The following is a 23,600-nucleotide window of genomic DNA, read 5'->3' on the forward strand; positions in this document are numbered from 1 at the left end:
CGTCTCCACCAGATTTCCATTGCTTCAGTTCGTCGCGGTCGAGCCCGAAATAGGCAAGCGTTTTGACCGGCGCGGAAAGTTCGCGCTGTCAGCGTTGCTTTCGCGGAATGCGCGCACCGGCGATGACACGATCCGCCACACCCGAGGCAGACTTGGAATTGCGCCTGGACTGAACGCAGCTCGGGCGAGGGTGGTATGCGATTGGAATTATACTCCACCCATGAGAGTAATAGCCATAAATGGCTACATAGACAGGAAATTAAATTGCGAATACAAATTAAGCAATTACTGGGTACAGGGTGCATAACATGAGTCCAATCTCAGTAGCGTTGGTCGACGACCATCCGCTAATGCTGGCAGGATTGACGGAGATCCTTAGGAAGCAGCCGGCATTTGCTGTCGCAGCGACCGGGTCGAGCGCTGAGGAGGCATTGGAGATTGGCCTGCGCCTGGCGCCCGACGTTTTCATCGTCGATCTGATAATGCCGGGAAACATGTTCGACACGATCTCGAAACTTGTCGAAAAAATACGAACAAAGATCCTGGTCTTCACAGCCATGACGGGCAGCGATTACGCTGTGCGAGCACTCAATGCCGGCGCTAGCGGCTATGTGCTCAAAGGCAGTAGCGCCAAGGAGCTCATCCAGGCCATCGCAACCGTCCACCGTGGCGATATGTTCATCACTCCCGCCTTTGCCTGCAAGGTCATAGAAGAGCTCAAGATAGCCTCGCTGCGAAAAGTGACGGGTACGGAAGTGAAGCTCAGCATCCGCGAGGGCCAGATCATCCGCATGCTGTTGCGGGGATTCACGAACCGTCAGATCGCAGCCGACCTGCAGATCGGCGAGAAGACTGTGAAGAACTACATGACGATACTCATGCAGAAGCTGAACGCGCGAAATCGGCTGGAAGTCCTACTCGCCGCTCAAAAGCTTGAGAGTGGAACAGACACCATTCAGCGCCACTAGATACTGTTGCCTTCCATCGGCACGACGACCTCAAGCTCGGTTCCCGAGCGCGGGCCGTGGCGAATCTGAACACGACCGCCGAAGGCCTCAACGCGATTGCGGATGCCCTGCAGGCCGAGCGGTCTGTGGTTCCCTCTCGGGGTGCTCTTTCCAAAGCCCGGGCCGCCGTCTGCAATGACGACAGTGATGGCCGACAGGTCTGCCGAAGCAGAGACCCGCTGGTCACGGCCGCCGCCATGCCGAAATGCGTTGCTGAGCCCCTCTTGGACCACCCGATAAAGACAGATCTTCAAAGGATGCGCGACACGCTCGGGCAACTCGTCGCACTCCGATGTAACTTTCGAACCGGTTGCATATTCGTGCCGGTCGATCGCCATGCGCAGGGCCGCCTTCAGCGGCAAATGTTCTATCTCCGGCAAGACCAGCCCTGTCGACAGTTCACGCAACTCTGTAAGCACCTGGCTTGCGATACGTGAGGGAGCAAGATCGGCCTCTTGCACCCCGGATGCGTTCTCGACGGTCGCGGGGGTCGATGAAACCGGTGCCTCTGTATTTTCTCCAAGCTTGAGGATCAGCAGGCTGAGTAGCTGAACAGGACCATCGTGAAGATCCGCACCAATGCGGTTGAGAAGCTGCTCGTTGGACTTAGAGGCATCCATGCGCGCCCGATCGGCGGCCTTGCGAAGCTCGGTGTTCTGCTTGGCCAGCGTCTGAGCCTCGGTCAGTTGTGATTTCAGCGTCATCCTTTGATTGGCAATGATATTGCTCGCGCGTCGAACGATGAGGAACAGCAACGCCATGATGGCCAATGTTGTTGCGCCGACGATTGCCCAGGTCTGGCGTTGGACCCGGGCTCGCTGGACGACGAATTCGGCGGCGTCCTCGTAGAGTTCTCCTACGGCAATGATGTCGCGCGTGCCGGAACGATAGATCGGCGCGTAGATTTCGATTAACGGTCGGCCGGTGGTCGCCTCTCCTTCCTCACCGTCGTTATGGCCGTCTTCAAGCTGGGCGACGACCTGGCCCGAAAAAGCCAGGTCGATATCCGACGACGGGAAGGTTTTCCCGATGAGAGACTTGTCGGTGCTGTAGATCACTGCCCCATCACTGCGCCAGATCCTGAAGCCTTCGACACGGCGCGCGAGATCGGTGCCGATCAACAGATCGTCGAGTTCCTTGCGGCGGGCTTCGGCCACCTGGGGGTCGCTCGACGTTCCCTCGATGTGACGAGCAAGAAAGCCCTCCATGTAAAGGGCGCCGGATTCGGCCCGACTTCTCAGCTGATTTGCCGCAATCTGGCCGTTCAGCCACTCTCCCAGGATTGCCATCGAACTGCAGATGACCAGTCCCGCCACAATCAAAAATTGCTTCGTCAAATCAAGGCTGTGCCAAGTTGCCAGGATCTTGGAACTCAAGCCGCCGCAGATCTTCGTGAACGGGACGAAAGTCACTTTTTCTTCCGGGCCTAACGTCCCGGCCTCCTGAAGACCAAAGTCCGTAAATGTCTGCGGACCTTTGGAACTATCTCTTCGCCTTGCCAAAAGACAATATTTGATCGTCGCAGACAATCCTGAAGATTTTCTATCGGCTTTCGCAAATTCATCTCCGAAACGCCGGTAGAAGATCTGCAGCAGAGCTGCCTCTGTCTGCCATCGCAGGCCGGAAAGAAGCATTGCCGGAACGAACCGTTTCCTGAGCAATCCAAAGGGGGGAGTAAAATGGTCACCTATATTCGATCGGATCTCGATTTCATCTTGAAGCAGATCAAAATTGCCGAAGCCGATGCCGCTTTCCGGCAAGGCACATCGACCGGCGATCCGAACAACGTGGCAAAGCCGCTTTTCGGAGTCGGCGGCTCGATCCCGACCTATAATCTCGCCTGGGGCCTGCGCACTGTCGACGGCACATACAACAATCCGCTGCATCCGGAATGGGGTGCGGCCGACAACGAGTTTCCCGAAAACCTCGGCACGCAGTTCAAGACGGTCATGGTGCCTGGCGGACCGGGAGGCGCCCTGGTTCCCGTGACCTACCAGCCTGGTGTCGACAATGACGGACCCGGCACGGCGGGGCCCAGCGACGTCTTCGACCCCACGGTCCGCACGATCTCCAACCTGATCGTCGATCAGACGCTCGGCAATCCTTCGGCGATCCTGACGGCCCTGCAGCGCGCCGGTATTGTCCCGGCAGCGCAGCAGATGACGGTGACCGCCCAGATCACGGCGGCCTACGAGCCGCTGCGTCCATTGTTCAACGACGTGGGCACGGCCGAGCGGCTAAACGCCGAGGCACAGGCCGCCGCGTCCGCAAGCCCCGGTAATCAGGCCCTGCAGGACGCCGCCGCCGCGACCGCGGCCAATCTGGCGACCGCGCAAGCGGCGCTTGATGCGCAAGATGACGCTTTGATGGCTCTGCTCGAGGCAAACGGCGTCGAACTCGAAGGCGTCAATGTTGTCATCACCAATGCCGCGCCTGACGAGGGCCTGTCGGCGCCGTTCAATTCCTGGTTCACCCTCTTCGGCCAATTCTTCGATCACGGTCTCGACCTCGTCGCCAAGGGCGGAAACGGCACGGTCTTCATCCCGTTGATGCCCGACGATCCGCTCTATGTCGAGGGAAGCGATACCAATTTTATGGTGCTCACACGCGCCACCCTTGCCGGCCCCGGCGCCGACGGCATCATGAATGACGACCCGGCAACGGCCGTCAACGAAGCTGCCGACAATACCGATCGTCCGGTAAACACGACGACCTCATTCGTCGATCAGAATCAGACCTATACGTCCCATCCGTCTCATCAAGTCTTCCTCAGGGCCTATGTATTTAACGCTGCCGGCGACCCGGTCTCGACCGGCAAGCTCATCGAGGGCGGCAATGGCGGCATGGCGACATGGGCGGACCTGAAGGCGCAGGCCGCTTCCATGCTGGGCATCCAGCTTGCCGACGCCAATGTCGGCAACGTTCCGTTGCTCGCCACGGACCCCTATGGCGAATTCATCCGTGGACCGAATGGTTTCCCGCAGATGGTGACCACCACAGGCCTTGTCGAAGGAAATCCTCTGGCCAATGGAGGATTGGGCGTTGCCGTGCCGGCAAATGCGATCCTGACCGGCCACGCCTTCCTTGCCGATATCGCGCATAATGCGGTGCCGGGTGGACTGGCCGACGGCGACATCGAGATCGGACTTGATAACCCGGGCAACGAGCCTGGAGTCTACGACAACGAATTGCTCGATGCGCACTATGTCGCCGGCGATGGCCGAGCCAACGAGAATATCGGCCTGACTGCGGTGCACCACGTGTTCCACTCGGAGCACAACCGGCTGGTGGAACACACAAAGGATGTTGTGTTCACGGATGCCGTTGCCATGCTGGGCGGCGGCGCGTCACAGGCAGAGGCAGTGGCCTTTCTGAACGAATGGCTCATTGACGACGTTGCCGAGGTTCCAGCCTCGGCGGCTGGCCTCGTCTGGGACGGCGAGCGCCTCTTCCAGGCTGCCAAGTTCGGCACCGAGATGCAGTATCAGCATCTCGTATTCGAAGAATTCGCCCGCAAGATCCAGCCGAACATCAACGTCTTCCTGGTTCCCGACGGCTACGACGTCACCATCGATCCGTCCATCGTCGCCGAATTCGCGCATGTGGTCTATCGTTTCGGCCACTCGATGCTGACGGAATCGATCGACCGCTTCGATCCGAACTTCAACCCAGACCATATCGGCCTGATCGAAGGTTTCCTCAATCCCCTGCAGTTCGAAAACAACGGCGGCACGGAAACTGTCGATGCCGATATTTCGGCAGGCGCCATCGTTCGCGGCATGACGCGGCAGGCGGGCAACGAGATCGACGAGTTCGTCACCAGCGCCCTGCGCAACAACCTGCTCGGCCTACCGCTCGATCTTGCCACCATCAACCTGGCCCGCGGGCGTGACACCGGCGTACCGTCGCTGAATGCGGCCCGTACGCAGTTCTACAACGCCACCAATCAGGATGTCTTGCTCAAGCCCTATGAGAGCTGGGTCGATTTCGCCGGCCATCTGAAGCACGAGGCCTCGATCATCAACTTCGTCGCGGCTTACGGCACGCATTCCCTGATCACCGACGAGACGACCCTTGAGGGTAAACGTAACGCCGCACTTACCCTAATCACCGGCGTGTCGGTCGGTGGAATGGAGGTTCCGCTCGATCGGCTCGACTTCCTCAACGGAACCGGGGCCTATGCCGGCGGTTCGCTTGGCGGCCTCAACGATGTCGATCTCTGGATCGGCGGCCTGGCCGAAGCGATCATGCCCTTCGGCGGCATGCTTGGCTCGACCTTCAATTTCGTCTTCGAAATGCAGATGGAAAAGCTGCAGAACGGCGACCGTTTCTACTATCTGCAGCGCCTCGATGGCTTGCATCTCTTCGGCGAGATGGAGAACAACTCCTTCGCCGCGATGATCATGCGCAATACCGATGCGACCCACCTGCCATCCGATGTCTTCTCGACCCCCGGTCTCATTCTCGAGGTCAACCAGACCAGGCAGTTCAACGATCTCGACGGCGACGGTACTCTGGAGAGCACCGATCCGGTTGGCGACGGCATCCTGACGCAGCTTGTCATCCGCAACAATCCGGCAACACCGGGCGCAGACACCAACTACCTGCGCTACACCGGCGGCGACCATGTGGTCATGGGTGGCACTGAAGCCAACGACACCATAATCGCAGGTATCGGTGACGACACGCTGTTCGGCGATGGCGGCAACGACCGGCTCGAAGGTGGCTTCGGCAACGACATCATCAACGGTGGCGACGGCGACGACATCATCGTCGACAGCGGCGGCGACGACAATATCAAGGCCGGCAAGGGCAACGACGTGGTTCACGCCGGCCCCGGTCTCGACCTCGTCATGGGCAATGACGGCCAGGACTTCATCTTCCTCGGCACGGACATGGGCTCCGAAGTCTTTGCCGGCACCGGCAACGACTTCATCTACGGCAACAAGAATGCCGAACGCATCCTCGGCAACGAGGGCAATGACTGGATCGAAACCGGCACATTCGACGGTGCACCCGGGGATAACTTCGACGAAATCTTCTCGCATGACGAGATCGATGGCCACGATGTGTTCCTCGGCGATGGCGGCTTTGACGAGTTCATCGGCGAGGGCGGCGACGATATCTTCGTCGGCAGCGCCGGTCGCGGCAAGATGGTGGGCATGTCCGGTTTTGACTGGGCGACCTACAAGGACAACCCGAACTTCGTGAACGCCGATCTGTCGATCCCGATCGTCTTCGACGAGGCACCAACGCTGCCCCAGAATGCTGCGCTCGACGAATACGAGTCGGTCGAAGGTCTGTCGGGCACGAAATTCGGCGATGTCCTGACTGGCACGAACACGCTCGCGGCAGAGCGGCTCCCCGCTACTCAGGGCGGCACCGAGGGCTATCAGGGCAGTGCGCTGACGGCCGAGGGCATCGCTCTCATCCAGGGCCTCCAGGAAATCCTTGGCGCGGGAGTGACGGAATTCAGCGCCGGCGACATCATCCTTGGTGGCGACGGCAGTGACATCATGAAAGGCCTTGCCGGAGACGACATCATCGACGGCGACAAATGGCTCGACGTCCAGATCGGTGTCTTTGCACCAGGCGACACGCAACATACCGGTCAGCCGATCGCGCTGCACAACAGCATGACGACGCTGGCTGCCGCGATGTTCAACGGTTCGATAAACCCTGGCCAACTGGCGATCGTGCGGACCATCCGGACCGATACGACGGCTGGTGATGTCGATACGGCAGTGTTCCAGGGTGCGAGGGGCGACTATACGTTCGGCGCGACAGCCGATGGGCAGGTCACCGTTACAGACGTTACCGAGCTCAACCTCGATGGCTCCGACCGGCTGCGAAATGTAGAGCGCCTGCAATTCACCGATGGCAGCGTCGGCATAATCGTCGGTACCGAAGGCAACAACGTTCTCAATGGCACAACCGGCGACGACCTGATGCTAGGCCTCGGCGGCAACGACGTCCTCAACGGCGGCGACGGCAACGACATCCTCGTTGGTGGGCCGAGCACGGCAGGCGCCTCAGGCACTTATGCCGATAATTTCGACAACACCGTGCTGAATGGATCGACTGGGACGGCAGTATGGGCGACGCCTTGGGTTGAAACAGGAGACAACGGCAATACGAATAGCGCAGCCGCAGGCCAGATCCGCATTGACGACGGTACCAACGAGTTGCGCCTGCGCGATGATGACAACGATCCGGGTAACGGCACGGCGACGATCACGCGATCCGTCAATCTGTCGGGCGCATCGAGCGCCACCATCAGCTACACCTACAATGAGAGCGGCTTCGACGCGGGAGAAACGGTCACGGTTCTGTTTGCCGCCGATGGCGTCAACTTCAATCAGACGATCCAGACCATAACCGGCGCATCCAACACAGGATCGATAATCAACTTGCCATTGAACGGACCGTTCGGTGCCAATTCGGCAATCAGGTTCGTAGTGGCCGGCACGAACAACAGCGGCGACTTTGTCGGGATCAATAACCTGTCGATCGCCTTCTCCAGCGCCACCGAGACACTGAACGGCGGCGCTGGCAACGACACCTATGTCATCAATCTCGGCGACGGCATCGACGTCATCAACGAAACAGCCGGTACCGACCGCATCACTGTCGGAGGCACCGTGCCGCCGGCACTACCGGCCGCTCTTACCGGGCTCAACATGTTCGAAGTGACCGCCGGCGGCGGCAACGACGACCTGGTCATCCAGTTCAACGGCCAGCAGGCAACCGTCGCCGATCACTTCGACACCGCCGGCGAAGCGGTGGAGTTCATCAACTTCAACGGCAGTACCTTCGAAGGCTATGTTCTGACCGGCGACTATGCGCTTAGCACGGATGACAACGGCGAGCGGACGGCGGCTGTCGGCATCAACACGGCACTCGCAGGCACGACGGCTAACGATACCCTGACCGGCAATACAGGCTTCGACCTGCTGTTCGGCCATGAGGGCAACGATACGCTCAATGGCGGGCTTGGTGAGGATCTGCTCGTCGGCGGCGCCGGTAACGACACGCTCGACGGCGGCGACGATATCGACACGCTGGTCGGCGGCGCCGGCAACGACACCTATATCGACGATACCGGCGAGGATCTGATCGTCGAGGCCGCGGGTGGCGGTACCGACACGGTCGAGACGACAGCGGCACTCTACACACTGGCCACTTTCGCCAATGTCGAGAACCTGACCTATACGGGTGTCGACGCCGACCAGTTCGTCGGCACCGGCAACGATGGCAATAACGTCATCACCGGTGGCGATCTCGCCGACACGCTGACGGGGCTTGGCGGCAATGACACGCTGAACGGCGGCCTTGGTGCCGACGCCATGCTGGGTGGTGTCGGGGACGACATCTATTCTGTCGACGATGCCGGCGACGTGGTGACGGAACTGGCGGCAGGCGGCACGGACCGGGTCGACTCCAGCGTCGACTACACGCTCGGGGCTGAGGTGGAGAACCTCAATCTCATCGGCGCAGCGGTCACCGGACGCGGCAACACGCTCGCCAACACGATCAACGGCAATGGCGCCGCCAACCAGCTCTTCGGCGGCGGCAACAACGATACGCTCAATGGTGCCGCCGGAGCTGACCTGCTCGACGGCGGCGATGGCAACGACACGCTGAATGGCGGTGACGACAACGACACCATCATCGGCGGTGCCGGCAACGACACGATCGATGTAGGCGGCGGCGTCAACACCATCATCTACAATTCGACCGGCTTCGGAGCCGATATCATCAACAGCTTCGATGCCACCGGCGGCACGCCGGCGAACCAGGATCGCATCGACCTCAGCGGGCTGGGGATAACGGCGGCGAACTTCGCCAATCGGGTGTTCGAATCCGCCAGTGGCGGCAACACGATCATTACCATCCGCGAGAACGGGCCGGCCTCGACCATCCAGGGCACGATCCAGATCAACGGGGTCAACAATGCCGGTATCGACATCTCCGACTTCACGCTCGCAACTGCCGGAAACGTGATCAACGGCGCTGCAGCCGGCCAGACGCATAATGGCACCGCTGGTGCGGACACGATCAATGCGCTTGGCGGCAACGACACCGTCAATGCCGGAGCCGGCAACGACATCGTCAACGGCGGCACAGGCAACGATACCCTGAACGGCGATGCCGGTGACGATACGTTCAACTGGAACGCCAACAACGCGACAGCGACGTCGCTGGCCAATTCCGACGGGCGCGACATCGTCAATGGCGGCACGGAAGGGCAGGCCGGGGACACTTTCGTGATCACAGGCAACAGCGCGGTTGCAGAAACCTACCGCATCTATACCCGTGCTGCATGGGACGCATTGGCCGGCAACAATGGCGCAAGCCTGAATGCCGCTACAGAGATCGTCATCACGCGGGGCGCCAATACCGATTTTGCCACCTCTGTTATCGCCGAGTTGCGTGAGATCGAAGAGATCCGGATCAACGGTGTCGATCCGTCCGGACCCGGCTCTGCCGGAGGCGATACGTTCCAGGTGATCGGCGACTTCTCGGCAACAAGCCTGCGGCTGAACACGATCACAATTGATGGTGGCGCCGGTGATGACACGATCGACATCTCGGCACTCACCTCTGCGCACCGCATCGTGTTCCGCTCGAACGGTGGCAATGACACGATCGTCGGCACCTTGCGACCGCAGGACGTCATCGACCTGCCCGCGGGCACGAGCGCCGATGATTACGAAATCACGACGGATGAAAACGGCGTGACCACAATGACAAGCAGCCAGCACAGCATTCGCTTCACCAGCGAAGGCGGCCTGCCGCAATTCAACGGCGAGGTCGATGCAGAAGAAGAGGTGCCGACGCCGGAAACGCCGACACCACCCGTTCCCGAAGCAGCAACGGGAACCACGATCGTCGGCACTGTCGCCGCCGATGTGCTTGTCGGCACGGCAAGTGGGGAAATGATCGTAGCATTCGCCGGCAATGATGTGGCGACCGGCGGCGCCGGCAGCGACATCATGCGGGGCGATGACGGTGACGACCTCCTCAGTGGGGAGGCAGGCAACGACATGGTCTTCGGCGGCGCCGGAAATGACGACCTTATGGGCGGCGGTGGAAACGACATGCTCTATGGTGATGCGGGATCCGACCGCATCTTCAGCGACGAGGGCGCCGACATGGTCTCCGGCGGCGCCGGCAACGACACGGCCCATGGCGGCGACGGCGACGATACGTTCATCGCCGAGGCAAGCGACGGCGACGACATTTATTATGGCGATGCCGGCAGCGACACACTGGACATGGCAGCGATAACCGCCAACCTGACGGTCGATCTCGGAAGCGGCTTCAAGGGCAGAGGAAGTGCATCGAGCAGCCAATCCGGCAACGACACGCTCTGGAGTGTAGAGAACGTCGTCACGGGCTCAGGCAACGACACGATCACGGCCAATGCTTCCGCCAACATCATGGATGGCGGGGCCGGAAACGACAGGTTCGTGTTCCAGTCCGAAAAGGATGCGGATGGCGATACAATCATCGGCTTCCAGCCTGGAGACAAGATCGACCTCAGCGCCACGGACGCCAACAACGGTGTCTCCGGAAATCAGACGTTCACATTGGTCGCCGGATCCACGCTCAGCGGCGCTGCGCAACTCATCGTCACCCACGAGACCCGTGACGATGGCGATTACACCGTCGTCCAGGCAAGCGTTGACGGCGATAGCAGTGCCGAGCTTCGCCTCAGCGTAAAGGGGAACCACAACCTCACCACTTCGGACTTCAATCTGTAATGCGCCAAACGCGGCGCGCCGGTCAGACCGGCGCGCCGCTTAGCTCAATATAAGCAGGAAGTGGTGAACGATATGCGTCCTAAAACTCCGCTCACCGGCAGCAAGCGCAAACAGATCGGGAAACTGACCCATGGATTAAGGGGCATATTGGTGTTCCTGGTCATCACGTCGGGGGTTATCAACGTTCTGGCGCTGACCGGTTCCTTCTACATGCTGCAAATCTATGACCGTGCGCTGACCAGCGGCAGTGTCCCAACCCTCCTTGGACTTTCGGCACTGGCAATCGGCCTCTATCTGTTCCAGGGATTCTTCGACATCATCCGATCGCAAATTCTGGTGCGCATGGGTGCGCGGCTCGACAGTCGGATCGCTCCCATGGCGCATCAGGTCGCGATCGACATGCCGCGGTTCGGCTTTTCGACAGCTGAATCGCTGGAGCGTGGACGCGATGTCGATACGGTTCGTGCCTTCCTCGGCAGTCAAGGCCCGGTTGCCCTATTCGACCTGCCATGGGTGCCGCTCTATCTGATCTTCGTCTACATGCTCCATCCCTATCTCGGAGCACTCACATTCGCCGGCGCGTTCATCCTCTCGATACTGACGATCGTGGCAGAACTCATGACGCGCCGTTTGGCGAGCGCCACGCATAAATCGGGGATAGAGCGCAACGCCATTGCCGATTCCAATGCTCGCAACGCCGATATCCTCAAGGCGATGGGCTTTGCAGGGCGCGCGGTCGATCGCTTCAACCGTGCCAATCAGGACCATCTCGAGCTGCAGACCCGCACCAACGATATCAGCGGTACCTTCGGAGCGATTTCGCGTGTGCTTCGCATGATCCTGCAGTCTGCCGTGCTTGGCCTCGGCGCCTGGTTGACGATCAAGGGAGAGCTGTCGGCGGGTGCAATCATCGCCGCTTCGGTTGCCTCCGCACGCGCGCTTGCGCCCGTGGATCTCGCAATTGGCAACTGGAAGGGTTTTGTCGCCGCCCGTACGGCCTTCAACAGGCTGAAGGAGACGGTCATCGCGCTTTCGGGCACAGTTGCGCCGATGGCGCTGCCAGCGCCTGCCCACTCGCTGAAGGTCGAGAAGATAACAGTCGCTGCGCCTGGCTCGGGAAGGGTCCTTCTCAGTGAAGTCAGCTTCGAGATCGCCGCAGGCCAGGCGCTCGGCATAATCGGTCCAAGCGGTGGCGGCAAGACGACGCTCGCACGCGCCTTGACCGGTGTCTGGCCGACCCTTCGCGGCAGCGTCAGGCTCGACGATGCGGAACTCACGCAATGGTCGGATGCGGATCTTGGCCAGCACGTCGGATACCTGCCGCAGGATGTGGCGCTCCTGGACGCGACGATCGAGGAAAACATCTCGCGCCTGGAGCCGCAGGTCGATCCGCGCGCGATCGTCGAAGCCGCTCAAACCACGGGTATTCATGAGATGGTCGTGCGCATGCCCGATGGCTACCGCACAGCCCTCGGGCCGCAGGGCATCTCGCTTTCTGCCGGGCAGCGCCAGCGCATCGGTCTTGCAAGGGCGCTCTACCGCAATCCCTTCATCGTCATCATGGATGAGCCCAATTCAAACCTTGATGGCGAGGGCGAGACAGCACTCACCCAGACGATCAGGGCAGTGCGCGCCCGCGGTGGCATCGCAATCGTCATCGCTCACCGGCCGAGCGCACTCGCCGCCGTTGATATGGTTGCCGTCATCCAGAATGGAAAGATGATAGCGTTCGGACCCAAGGACGACATCCTCAAGCCATCGGTTGCGGACACTGGCAGCAAACCTGCGGCCGCAGCTCAGGTCGGCTCGCGTATGACAGCGAGGATGTCAGAATGATCGAGGTCAAGGCAACCAAACCCGTCAAGGAAGATCACGACGCGCACGATCGCTATGTTCTCAAGAATGAGGACAAAAACAGCAAAGTGCCGATGTTCCTGACGCTCTTTCTCACAGGATTCGCGCTCTATCTGAAGAGCGCACTGTCAGGGCAGCACGAAGGCCTGCCGGCAGGAGAGGCGGCTCAGCGCCCGTCCACGGATGCCGACGAGGGCCTGCCTGCGACCGATCCCGCCACCACTGGCTCCTTGGCAGGAACAGCGATCGAGGAGGAAGCGGCACCGCCTCCAAGAAAGGCGGGAGGAGTGCATCTGTCAAACCACAAGAACGCTGTGAGCTACCTGCAATCGGACTCGCCGCCGATCGAATTCGGCAGGCTGAACCTGCCGAGCCTTGCTCTCCTGAAAACGTCAGGCGGGATCTCCGTTTCCTTCCACGCATCCAACGATAATGCCTGGACCGTCGGCAAGCCAGCATCAATCGTTCCGGTGCGCATGTCCAAGGATCAGGCCTGGACAGGTTCCGACAGGGCCGCTTCAGCGACACCGCAGGCGAAAGAGGACAAGCCGGTTCAGCAGGAGAAGGCACACAACCGTGCGCCACGGGTCGGCAACCCGGTGACACTCGCCGATGTTTCCGGCTGCACGATTGCCTTGATCGGCTTGGCCGATTTTTTGCGCGGCACATCGGACCCCGATGGGGACGCACTGTCGGTCAAGGACATCAAAGTCTCATCCGGCAAGCTGGTGCAGGCAGACGGCGGATGGTCTTATCAGGCCGAAGGGCTTGGTCCCGTGACCATCCACTACCAGATTACCGACGGCACCGCCTCGGTGCAGCAGACTGCGCATTTCTCCGTCGTCGAGACTACACCAATAACCGGTACTGACGGAGACGACCTGCTGGTCGGTACCAGTTGCGTCGATGATATCGACGGACTGGCCGGCGATGACAATATCGACGCCAGAGACGGAAGCGATACCGTGGATGCCGGCGATGGAAACGACAATATCGTTGGCGGCAGCGGAGACGATACGATCTTTGCGGGCAGAGGCAATGACATCGTTCTCGCCGGTCTCGGCGACGACCACATCTTCGGAGGCGCCGGCGATGACCGCCTGTATGGCGAGGAGGGTCGCGACAGTATCTTCGGAGACGCCGGCGACGATCTGCTGAGTGGCGGTGCCGATGGCGACATCCTGCACGGCGGCGCCGGCAATGACGCTTTGAAAGGCGATGACGGCAACGACGTTCTCGAGGGGGGAGATGGAAACGACAGCCTAGCCGGCGGCACCGGCAGCGATGTGCTGCGCGGCGGCAGCGGCGAGGACACGGTCAACGGCGAGGATGGCAACGACACGGTTGCCGGTGATGCCGACCGGGTGAACGATACTTACAACGGCGGAGCCGGGATCGACAGCATCGATTATTCTGCGCTTGTGGAGGTAGCCGAGATCAATCTGGCAGATGGCACCGCTTCCGGAGCCGAGATCGGCACCGACTCGATTTCGAACTTCGAAATCGTACGCGCTGGCGCAAACGATGACACCGTTACTGGCAGTGCCGGGGCAGAAGAAATTCATGGCAACGGCGGCGATGACCATCTGAGCGGCGGAGGCGCTTCGGATGTCGTCAACGGCGGCGATGGCAATGACGTCGTCACAGGCGACCTCGATTGCGTGGCAGATAGCTACGATGGCGGAAGCGGAATGGACACGCTCGATTATTCAGCCGCACTCATGTCCGTCGTCGTTGATCTCGCTGCTGGTAGCGCATCCGGTCAGGAGATCGGCACCGATGGAATTAGCAACTTCGAGATCATCAGCACCGGCGAAGGTGACGACCTCCTGCGCGACGGTGACGATGCCGATTGTATCCTCGCCGGCAAGGGCGATGACACGGTCGCCGCGGCTGCCGATGCCGCGGATGACGACTTCCGGGGTGAGGACGGTTTCGACACGATCGACTATTCCCAGGCCGCCCACGGCGTGCTTATCGACCTGACGACCGGCAAGGCCACCGGTTTCGATGTCGGTCATGACAGCATCGACGGATTTGAAAAAATTATCGGTGGTTCGGGCGATGACATCGTCCGGGCCGGACCGGTGGCTATTGTCGTCGAGGGCGGGGCGGGCAGCGACACGTTCGAGTTCAGCGTTCCTGCAAGCCAAAGTGCCGCGGTCGTCCATCAGATTCTGGACTTCATGGTCGGGGACCGTATCGACGTCTCCAAATACAAGATCTTCGAGGAGGTCATGGACGGGCTGGAGGATCGCTTCGAGGATATTTACGGCGAGAAGGCCGACTCCGAGCCCCTGCCGATACGTGTACGTCATGAGGGAACGGATGACATGAGCCGCACCTTCATCGAAGTCGATATGGACAAGGATCAACATTACGAAATGACGATCAATCTGACGGGGCACCATCTCCTCGTGATCGTCGAGAACACCTGAGGGGGAGACAAGACGTGTCTGCAAAGCAACCGAAAACTCAATCTGCTCCTTCACCCGAGGTAAACAACACTTTCCCTGTCACATCGCGAGTTCTTGCCGGCATAGCGCTCGGCCTCCTGCTCTTTGCAGGAGCAGGCGGCTGGGCAGCGACGACCCAGCTGCAAGGCGCGATCATCGCGTCAGGCGTCATCAAGGTCGATCGAAACCTGAAGTCGATCCAGCATCGCGATGGCGGGATCGTCAGTGAGATCGCAGTCAAGGAAGGGGACGTCGTGAGCAAGGGGCAGGTCATGCTACGCCTCGACGATGCCCAGACGCGCGCCGAATTGTCGATCGTCAGGACGCAACTCATCGAGCTCGCGGCACGCCAGGCGCGCCTGATCGCCGAACGGGACAATCAGGAGGAACTCGTTTTCGAGCCGGCGTTCAGCGCCGAGTTTCCCCTTATCTCATCCGGCGAGCTGCGATTGTTTGATGGAAATCGTCGCAACCGGCAAAACCAGAAACAGCAGCTCCAGTACGGAATATCCCAACTTGAGGAGGAACTGAAAGGCCTCGTCGCGCAGCATCAGGCAAAGGCCGATGAACTCGATCTCGTGAGGGTCGAACATAGCAAGATCAAAGGCCTGGCGGACAAGAAGCTAGTCGACACGTCCCGCAAATACGTGATCGACCGCGAGCTCGCGAAGCTGACGGGAGAGAGCGGGGAGATCCAGGCCAATATTGCACGATCGCGTGCGCGGATGAGTGAAATCCAGGTCCAGATCATTGCCATCGATGAAGCTGCGCGCACCGAGGCGCAACGAGAGCTGAGTGTCGTCGAACCGAAGCTGTCCGAATTGCGGGAACGACGGATCGCTGTCGAAGACCGGCTGTCACGGACAGATATTCGGGCGCCACTGACCGGGACAGTGAACGAGCTTTTCGTGCATACGATCGGCGGCGTCATTACGCCGGCTGAAAAACTGGTGACGCTGGTGCCGGCCGACGCTTCGCTGAAGATAGAGGCGAGGCTCTCCCCCACCGATATCGATGAGGTTTTCATCGGCCAGGACGCCAGGCTGCGGTTCTCCGCCTTCAACCAGCGTGCAACGCCGGAACTTGACGGCAGCATCGCTTATGTCTCCGCAGCCACCAGCACAGATCCAGCGACAGGCCAGATATTCTACCTTGCCGACGTGGCCGTGACCGCAACAGAGCTCGCCAGACTTGGAAACAAGAAGCTTCTTCCCGGCATGCCTGTTGAAGTGTTCGTCTCGACCAAAGAACGGACAGCGATGTCGTTTCTCGCCAAACCGCTCACTGATCAGTTCAGCCGGGCATTCCGCGAGGAATAGTTCCTTATTCGGTCGTCCTGCCGCATGGAGTGACGCGACGAAATATCCCCTCGTTGTCCGACCCTGCAGAACTGGGCGAAGCCCGTTCGACTTGCAAGCCCGGACCTGAGGGTGCAAACTCGGTCCGGAGCGAAAAAGGGACGTCGCAGAAGCGTCCTGGAATCCGGCGTTACGGCGCCTGGTCCCCCGAACTCGATGAAGCCGGCGCATGTCGCGGCGGCCGCGAGAAAGGGTGACCAGAATGTCCTCGCAATCCAATTCCCGTTTCGTTGTCGTTCACGAAGACGACGTCGGCATCAGCCACGGCGCCAATACTGCTTTCCTCGAGCTCGCCCGCCTGGGGCTGTGCACCGCCGGCTCGGTGATGGTGCCGTGCCCGTGGTTTGCCGAAATCGCTGCCATCGCCCGCGACAATCCGGAACTCGATCTCGGCGTGCACCTGACCCTCAACTCGGACATGAAGCCCTATCGCTGGCGTCCGCTGACCGGCGTTTCGGATAAGGGCCTCACCGATCCCGCGGGTTATTTCTGGGCCGAGGTGCCCGACGTGCGCCGCAACGCCGATCCGGCGGCAGTGGAGCGTGAGCTGCGCGCCCAGATCGAGGCTGCGCTTGCTGCAGGCTTCGATGTGACACACCTCGATTGCCACATGGGTACCGCGATGATGCCCGAGTTCGTCACCGTGTACGAGCGGCTGGGTGCCGATTACCGCCTGCCGATCCTGCTTATGAAGGACTACATGACGTTCTCCGTAATGGACTATGTCGGTCCGGTGACGACTGCGGAATTCGACGCAGCATCGGGAAGGGCGCGCCAGCGCGGGAATCCGATTGTCGACCTGCAACTGGAAACGCCCTGGGCATGGCCGCAGGGCATCGAGGCGGCCTATCGCGACCTGTTCTCACGTGTGCCCGAAGGCGTGAGCTGGCTTGCGCTGCATTTCAATGCACCCGGCGAGATTGAGCACATGGCGAGCGATGCGGCATTCCGGACGGGAGAATATGAGTTCTTTCGCAGTGGACGGGCCGCAGAGCTGATGGCCGAGTTCGGCATCGTGCCGGTGGGTGTGCGGAATTGGCGGGACCGGATGCGCGGATAGGAGACGATCCATGTCCAAATCAACGAGGTATGATCCATGGACATTTTCATGGTCGTTCTAGATTGTGCGAAAGTGCGCTGTCAGATGCGCTGACATCGCGTATAGGTACATAAGTGATTGTGCAGAGGATCGCCGCCGACTTCGAGGGAAAGAGCGCCACAGGTACATTCCTGCATGCTAGGTGGCAAAAGGCCAATTCCGCATTGCCATTGGCTGCCGGTCCTACGATCCGGAATCGGCATGGTCTGTCACATTCGAGCTCATGGCCTCGGAACCGCGTGGGCGGCTACCAGAATGCCTGAACGGCGACGACGACGACGATAAATGCAACCACGACCACTGAAGCCATCCGTAAAACAGTGCGATTGGCTTGGGCGAGTACCTGTGGCTTCGGGTCTCGCTTGGGATTGAATTTGTGGCGACGTTTCTGTGGTGCTGCCGCCTGGGACGGTTTGTTTCCTGCTGCCATGGCTGTTTCGCTCGACGTGGTGGATTTCTGCAAAGCTAATTTAGCATGAAAGCTACTTGACGCGGCGGTGACGTCAAGCATTGCGGCGAACAGAGAGCGCCGCCTGCCGAGGCAAAGAGGAACAAATGAGAGCTTGTGCGGTTCATGCCTCACACAACAAAGGAGGAATCTCATGGATTATAGCAATCATGTTCGGCTCACACCGGATGAACTCACCCCGACAAACCTCGAAGGCGCGACCGTCTACGGAGCTAATGACCAGAAGGTTGGAACGATAGATCACATCCACGGGACCAGCCTCGCCGTTATCGACGTGGGTGGCTTTCTCGGTATTGGAGCCAAGCCAGTTGCCGTCCCATTCAAGGATTTCGACTGGATGAGAGATGAGGACGGCGTCATTCACGCCGTGACTGGCTGGACCAAGGATCAGCTCAAAGACATGCCCGAGCATCGGGATTGAAGCGAAGCCCGGCCCAAGTGCCGGGCTTTCCGCTCCGCCGGTGTATTATTCCGCATTGTTCTTGTGATGGGGGAAGACATGGAAGCGCAAACGATCTTTTTTGATAAAAGCGACTGGGTGCCCAACAACCAGACGCTTCCGGTTATCGTCTATCGTGAAATCTTCATCTGCGATGATGGTTGTGAGGAATTCGCGCGTCTATTCACCTCGCACGGATGGGAAGGTGTCTGGCGCGATGGTGTTTTCGATTATCAACACTATCACGCGGGTGCTCACGAAGTGCTTGGTGTCGGAAAAGGAACGGCGAAACTTCTGATCGGCGGCCCTACCGGTAAGGTGCTCGAGTTGCACGCGGGAGATTGTCTCGTCCTTCCAGCGGGGACGGGACATCAAAACCTGGGCGCAAGCAGTGATTTTCGAGTGGTGGGCGCCTACCCGCCAGGCCAACACGCTGACGTTCAGACAAGCGCTGCGACCGCAGAATTCCTCAAAACGATCGCCGAGGTCGCGCTGCCCGAAACCGATCCGGTGCAAGGCGTCTCTGGCCCGTTGTTCGAGGCCTGGCATCTCGGCGATAGGTAGGGCAGCCGATTCAGGCGTTGATTCAACCCGCATCGGCTTCGTGCGGGTTCGACCCGGAGAAGGTGAGGAGTGTTGAATTAGGGCTCGGGACCACCTGGAACAGGGAAGATCCGACCACTGGCCGCGAAGACATCATCGATGTCGCTCGCTTGCGCAACCGGGCAGGTGATATAGAACGCGCGTGCATGGGCGGTGTCTGCCACCGCCAAAATGCTCGACGAAGGCCCCCTTCTGGTGAGGCCTTCGATCTTTATCATCCGCGCCTCGTCACAGCCGAAAGCCCGGATTTCTGATCAGAACGTGCGCTGCAGACGCAGGAAGCCCGACGTGACGTCTTCGGCACCATCCGGATCGAGATACTGAAGGGAGATCTTCGCAGCAAAATTGTCGACGAACTGGTAGTCGATCGTCAACCCGACCTTCCAGGCATCGTTGTCGTCGTTGAATTCGTCACCGACGATGCCGTAGTGGCCGTAATACTGGAACGCCGGAGTGAACTTCAGCTTGTCGGTCGCCTTGACAGCATACTCGCCAGCGACAACCCACTCAGCCTTGTTGTAATAGGCATTCGGATTGCTGGAGTAGATACCGGCGAGGCTGAGAATGCCGGGGCCGATAGGAACCGTACCCATGGCGCGAACGGCGCCTTCTTCATTGTCGGTGTCGTAACCAGCCGTGACCTGATACGTGAACACACCTGCCCTGCCAGCGACGGCGACTCCTACGCCCCAGTTGTTGGCGGCTTCACCATGGTAGAACGGGCTATCTTCCAGCTCGTCGACGCTGATGCCGGCGTAGAATTCGCTCGTCTCATACTGGTAACGGATGGAGTTATGCAGGGTGACAGGGGAGCCGATGTCGTCGGTTTCGCCGGTGAGACCATCGTCCCACCAGGAGTAGAAGAGACCAGCGCGGAAGCCGGCGATATCGATATAGGCGGAGTCGAGCTGGGCCTTCTGGTCTGTCGCGTTGTCGGCATTCGTCTGGATGACGACGAGACCGGTGAGCGGGCCGTATTCGGTATCGCTCTTGGCCGTGAACTGAACCTGGCCTCGCGTGCGGGCGTCCCAGTCGGAATCATTCGGAACAGAACCGCCGCCGCTCGCGCTGATGGAGCTTGCGTTCGGAGCAACGTCAACCTGAAGACGGATGTAACCGTTGATCTTCAAGCAGGTTTCCGTACCCGGGATGTAGAAGTAGCCGGTGCCGTAGGCGTCGCAGACGCGGACGTATTCAACCGGTTCCGGTTCTGCAGCGACGATCGCGTCAGCAGCCTGAGCGCCGGAAACCACTGCCATAGCGGCTGCAGCGGCAAGGAGGATACTCTTGATGTTCATGATGATCCCTTTTCGTTGAGGCGCCGATCCTTGGGAAAACGAGGCGTCACGATAACGAGATCGGATCGCATGGACTATGAGCTCACGCAACAATGTGACAGTTTATGACAGGTCGAGCGCAAGTAGTGTATCCGAAACCACACATCACACTCACCGACGGAAACGTCGTTGATCGGGAGAGCGTTGCGCTGCAAAAACTTCGTCTGAACCGGGCGCGCCTCCGGAAATGCCTGTCACCAAAGCCTCTTCATATCGAGAAACTCTTCCACGGCGCCTTGTGCTCTGGCGGTCAAATCGGCTTTCTCGGGGTGAGGAGCAGGCTGTCTGCAACTGATCTGCCAGGATGGCTTAGTCCTCGATGACCTCGATCTCTGGTAGGCCGGCGAGCGACAGGCGTAGGCGGCCGCGCTCGGCACGTTCCAGCATGATAGGCCCGGCCTTCTCCTCCAGCCGCCGGCGAAGAAGGATGAGCCGGGTCTCAAGGTTGTCCTTGAAATCCGGCAACTGCAGGCGCCGGTCGCGGCGGAGCTCGCGGTTCAGGAAGTCCTGCTTGCCGCTACGCCGGTAATCTTCAAGAAAGTGCAGTAGCAACCGGCCCGGCACGCCGCGGATCAGGTATTCATCGTCAACGAATAACGAGCCGTCGCGCTGATAGAAGCGCACTGCGATCCGCCGACCGGCCGGCACGTGCTCCACCGGCGAACCGCCCTCGGCGCCCCGGCTCGTCTCGGGCCGCTCTGGTCCATCAGACAGGAAGGAGAGGGCGGTGGCGAGGTGTGCTGCCACCACCGTCAGCGCTTCTTCGTCTCGGTGCCGAAAGGTGAAGCGTTCTGCCGACTCCAGGAAGAGCACGCCCACGAGCGTTCCCCGTGCGGCGAGCGGCAGCGCGATCTGGCTGAGCGGCTTGTCGAGAGCCGGAAGCGGGATCGGCGTCGCATCGTCGACGCCCGCCATCGCCCGCACCGCCTGGATATAGCGCAGGCCGCGGCTGAGGTCGGTGATCCGCACGTTGCGCTGCTGTTCGGCTGCAGCCCCGATAATACCGCGCCCGAGCGGCACCTCGGCACCGAAGCCGAACTGGTCGTAGCCGCGGCTGGCGATCGTCGTCAGGCCGCCGCGTTCGCCGTCCGGCACCAGCACCATGGAATGGTGATAGCCGAAGAGCTCGCCCAGGCCCTCGAGCGTGGCGTCCAGCAGGGTTTCCGGATCGCTGCAATCCGACATCCGCGCCGTCAGCCGCGCCACCTTGCCCATCAGGTCGGGCAAAGACAGCGGCTCCGGCTCGACCAGCGGATGGGCCGCAGGCACGGCCTGACAGTCCTCTACCCGGTAGATGTCGACGGCGCGCAGCTTCATGATCCCGCTCATCCGGCTTTCCAGGATCGCCAGATGGATCGCTACCCGCTCGAATGTCTCGCCCTCTGTTTCGGAGCGTGTGAACACCAGGTCGAGCACGTGCTGCTGGCCGCTATAGCCATCGACCACCATCACGGTCGCAAGCCCGTTGCGCGCCACATTGATGGCGGTCTTGGAGAAGAACTGGTTGGAGAGCGCGACATGCGTCTCGTCGACGTAATGCACGTGTGAGAGGTAGGAAATATTGGGCATTCCGTCGTCATCGGTGGTGGCGATGACGGAGGGGATGACGCCTTCAAAACTGTCCCGCAGCCTATCGAGCGGGATCATGCGGCAGCTTCCGGCGTCAGCCTGCGTCCGGCGCCCGGCCCCGGCGTCTGCTCGAAGATCGCCTGCGGTGCGATCGTCAGGCAGACGAGTTCCTGATCCGAGAGCGTGCTGGAGAGCTGCATCCGGGTGACACCGAGCGCCATCATGCGCGCGAGCTGCTCTGCGACATAGGCCACGCCCCGTGCCCGATGGGCCTCATCTGCCGGCCCCGCCTCCACGACCCGGCCCTTGATCTGGCAGGCCTTGTAGTCGGTGGCCCGCACATAGGTCGTGGCAATCGGCCGGCCCACCAGCGCCTCGCCCACGGCTCTTGGCCATTGGCTGCGGGAGGCGAGAAAATGCAGATTCCCGCTCTGCCGGTCGACACGCACGCCGGAACCGCGGCCGATCATCGGCCGGCCGGCCTCGTCGCGCGTCGCAAACAGTATCATGACGGGACTTTCTATGAATTCCACCAGTTCCGGCCCGAGCAATGCTTCCCTCCCTGAGACCAGGCGATGATAGTTAGTTAGGATATTCTTAGCAATCGTTCCAATTGCTTAGGATGGTTTTAGGAAGCGCCTCGCAGTGGCCTCGGCTATCTCCCGCTTATCAGCCCGGCGCAGGGAAAGAGGCGCCGGCCAACGAGAGGAAGACCAACATGAGCCATGAATTCTCGCTTGCCAGCATCCCCGATCTCAACGGTCGTTACGATATTTACGGCGCGATACACAAAGGCCTGCGCAAGGCCGGCTGCGACCTGCTCGCCCGCCTCGGCACGGCCGATTTCCAGAACGTCGAGGAGACGGTCTTCCTGATCGGCGACCTGCGCCATTACCTGATGCTTGCCGCTTCCCACGTCATGCACGAGGACGACAACATCCACGTGGCACTCGCCGAAAAGGGTGTCTCGACCGTCACGCTGGATGAGCAGCACGACGACCACCGCACCGCCTTCCGGGAGCTGGAAGAACTCGTTGTCGCCTGGGAAAAGGCCTGGCCGCTGCACAAGTCCGCCTGCGGCCGCAAGCTCTATCTCGCCTTTGCCGCCTATCTCGCCGACGATTTCGCGCATATGCACGAGGAAGAGGCGGTGACCGGCCCTCTGCTGTGGCGTCACTTCAACGACCAGGAAATATTCGGCATCGAGATGCGCATCATCGGCTCCCTGCCGCCGGAAAAGAGCATGGCCTTCATGCGCATCATGATCCCGGCGATCAATCCGGCCGAGCGCGCTGCACTTTTGGGCGCCATGAAAAAGGATGCGCCGCCGGAAATCTTCCAGGCCGTCATCGACTTCGCCGTCCGTCCGGGGCTTTCGGCCGGCGATTTCGCCAAGCTTGCCGATGCACTGAAGCTGGCAGCCTGAGAGGCGGGCGGCGGGCAGTCGACAGATCGCCCGCTGCTTGCCCGCAACGCTAGGAGAAAATCCATGTGCAAACCGAATGGCGCGGCTGCCATGCCGGTCGAATGTCCGTATCGCGGCGATTGTCGTCTCTGTCCGACGTTATCCGTAGTTCCGGCGGCGGGGGAGACAGCTGAGCACATTGGTGGGATCCTCCGGCAAAATGATCCGGATTCCCAG

The 23,600-nt window shown here is 60.5% G+C and carries 15 protein-coding genes; 9 read left to right on the plus strand and 6 right to left on the minus strand.

Going from position 1 to position 23,600, the window contains the following annotated elements; translation table 11 throughout:
• Positions 1-308: 308 nt before the first annotated feature.
• A complete protein-coding gene (locus FHT93_RS32395; RefSeq protein WP_112542104.1) occupies positions 309-968 on the plus strand; it encodes a response regulator transcription factor in 660 nt (219 codons plus the stop codon).
• Here the strand turns inward: FHT93_RS32395 and FHT93_RS32400 are convergent.
• Positions 965-2,767: an ATP-binding protein gene (locus FHT93_RS32400; RefSeq protein WP_162728503.1), complete on the minus strand. Its 1,803-nt coding sequence runs from the start codon at positions 2,765-2,767 to the stop codon at positions 965-967. The two genes, FHT93_RS32395 and FHT93_RS32400, sit on opposite strands and share 4 nt — an antisense overlap.
• Between FHT93_RS32400 and FHT93_RS35975 the strand changes: the two genes are divergently transcribed.
• The 5 genes from FHT93_RS35975 to FHT93_RS32425 all read left to right on the plus strand — a co-directional run bounded on the left by FHT93_RS35975 (position 2,723) and on the right by FHT93_RS32425 (position 17,502).
• Positions 2,723-10,774, plus strand: coding sequence for a peroxidase family protein (locus tag FHT93_RS35975; RefSeq protein ID WP_183851188.1), 8,052 nt, complete (start codon positions 2,723-2,725; stop codon positions 10,772-10,774). The two genes, FHT93_RS32400 and FHT93_RS35975, sit on opposite strands and share 45 nt — an antisense overlap.
• A gap of 72 nt (positions 10,775-10,846) precedes the next feature.
• Entirely contained in the window at positions 10,847-12,610 is a 1,764-nt protein-coding gene (locus FHT93_RS32410) for a type I secretion system permease/ATPase (RefSeq protein ID WP_112969666.1), read from the plus strand.
• Positions 12,607-15,066, plus strand: coding sequence for a cadherin-like domain-containing protein (locus tag FHT93_RS32415; protein WP_183851189.1), 2,460 nt, complete (start codon positions 12,607-12,609; stop codon positions 15,064-15,066). The genes FHT93_RS32410 and FHT93_RS32415 overlap by 4 nt, the downstream gene beginning before the upstream one ends.
• 14 nt (positions 15,067-15,080) lie before the next feature.
• Positions 15,081-16,403 carry an HlyD family type I secretion periplasmic adaptor subunit gene (locus FHT93_RS32420; protein ID WP_183851190.1) on the plus strand — a complete coding sequence of 441 codons (1,323 nt, stop codon included), beginning with the start codon at positions 15,081-15,083 and terminating at the stop codon, positions 16,401-16,403.
• 241 nt (positions 16,404-16,644) lie between these two features.
• Complete coding sequence (locus FHT93_RS32425; RefSeq protein ID WP_183851191.1) at positions 16,645-17,502, plus strand: polysaccharide deacetylase family protein; 858 nt, start codon at positions 16,645-16,647, stop codon at positions 17,500-17,502.
• A 286-nt stretch (positions 17,503-17,788) separates the two neighbouring features.
• On the opposite strand, the gene FHT93_RS32430 is transcribed toward FHT93_RS32425, so the two are convergent.
• Entirely contained in the window at positions 17,789-18,052 is a 264-nt protein-coding gene (locus FHT93_RS32430; RefSeq protein ID WP_246781772.1) for a hypothetical protein, read from the minus strand.
• A gap of 91 nt (positions 18,053-18,143) precedes the next feature.
• On the opposite strand from FHT93_RS32430, the gene FHT93_RS32435 reads away from it, so the two are divergent.
• Together FHT93_RS32435 and FHT93_RS32440 are read left to right on the plus strand one after the other, a co-directional pair.
• A complete protein-coding gene (locus FHT93_RS32435) occupies positions 18,144-18,431 on the plus strand; it encodes a PRC-barrel domain-containing protein (RefSeq protein ID WP_183851192.1) in 288 nt (95 codons plus the stop codon).
• A gap of 78 nt (positions 18,432-18,509) precedes the next feature.
• Positions 18,510-19,013 (plus strand): cupin domain-containing protein, encoded by a 504-nt coding sequence (locus FHT93_RS32440; RefSeq protein WP_183851193.1) that lies wholly within the window; start codon positions 18,510-18,512, stop codon positions 19,011-19,013.
• 77 nt (positions 19,014-19,090) lie between these two features.
• Here FHT93_RS32440 and FHT93_RS32445 read toward each other — a convergent pair whose 3' ends face one another.
• The 4 genes from FHT93_RS32445 to FHT93_RS32460 form a co-directional block, all read right to left on the minus strand.
• Complete coding sequence (locus tag FHT93_RS32445; protein ID WP_183851194.1) at positions 19,091-19,270, minus strand: hypothetical protein; 180 nt, start codon at positions 19,268-19,270, stop codon at positions 19,091-19,093.
• A gap of 36 nt (positions 19,271-19,306) precedes the next feature.
• The gene (locus FHT93_RS32450; RefSeq protein ID WP_112969671.1) at positions 19,307-20,350 is read right to left on the minus strand and encodes a porin; all 1,044 of its coding nucleotides are present in this window, start codon (positions 20,348-20,350) and stop codon (positions 19,307-19,309) included.
• Positions 20,351-20,698: 348 nt separating this feature from the next.
• Positions 20,699-22,036 (minus strand): GAF domain-containing protein, encoded by a 1,338-nt coding sequence (locus FHT93_RS32455; RefSeq protein WP_112969672.1) that lies wholly within the window; start codon positions 22,034-22,036, stop codon positions 20,699-20,701.
• Positions 22,033-22,509 carry a hypothetical protein gene (locus FHT93_RS32460; RefSeq protein ID WP_112542116.1) on the minus strand — a complete coding sequence of 159 codons (477 nt, stop codon included), beginning with the start codon at positions 22,507-22,509 and terminating at the stop codon, positions 22,033-22,035. The genes FHT93_RS32455 and FHT93_RS32460 overlap by 4 nt, the downstream gene beginning before the upstream one ends.
• Positions 22,510-22,676: 167 nt before the next feature.
• Between FHT93_RS32460 and FHT93_RS32465 the strand changes: the two genes are divergently transcribed.
• Entirely contained in the window at positions 22,677-23,384 is a 708-nt protein-coding gene (locus FHT93_RS32465) for a hypothetical protein (protein WP_183851195.1), read from the plus strand.
• Positions 23,385-23,600: the final 216 nt, after the last annotated feature.

This window comes from Rhizobium sp. BK379 (assembly GCF_014193955.1).
Classification (GTDB): Bacteria; Pseudomonadota; Alphaproteobacteria; order Rhizobiales; family Rhizobiaceae; genus Rhizobium.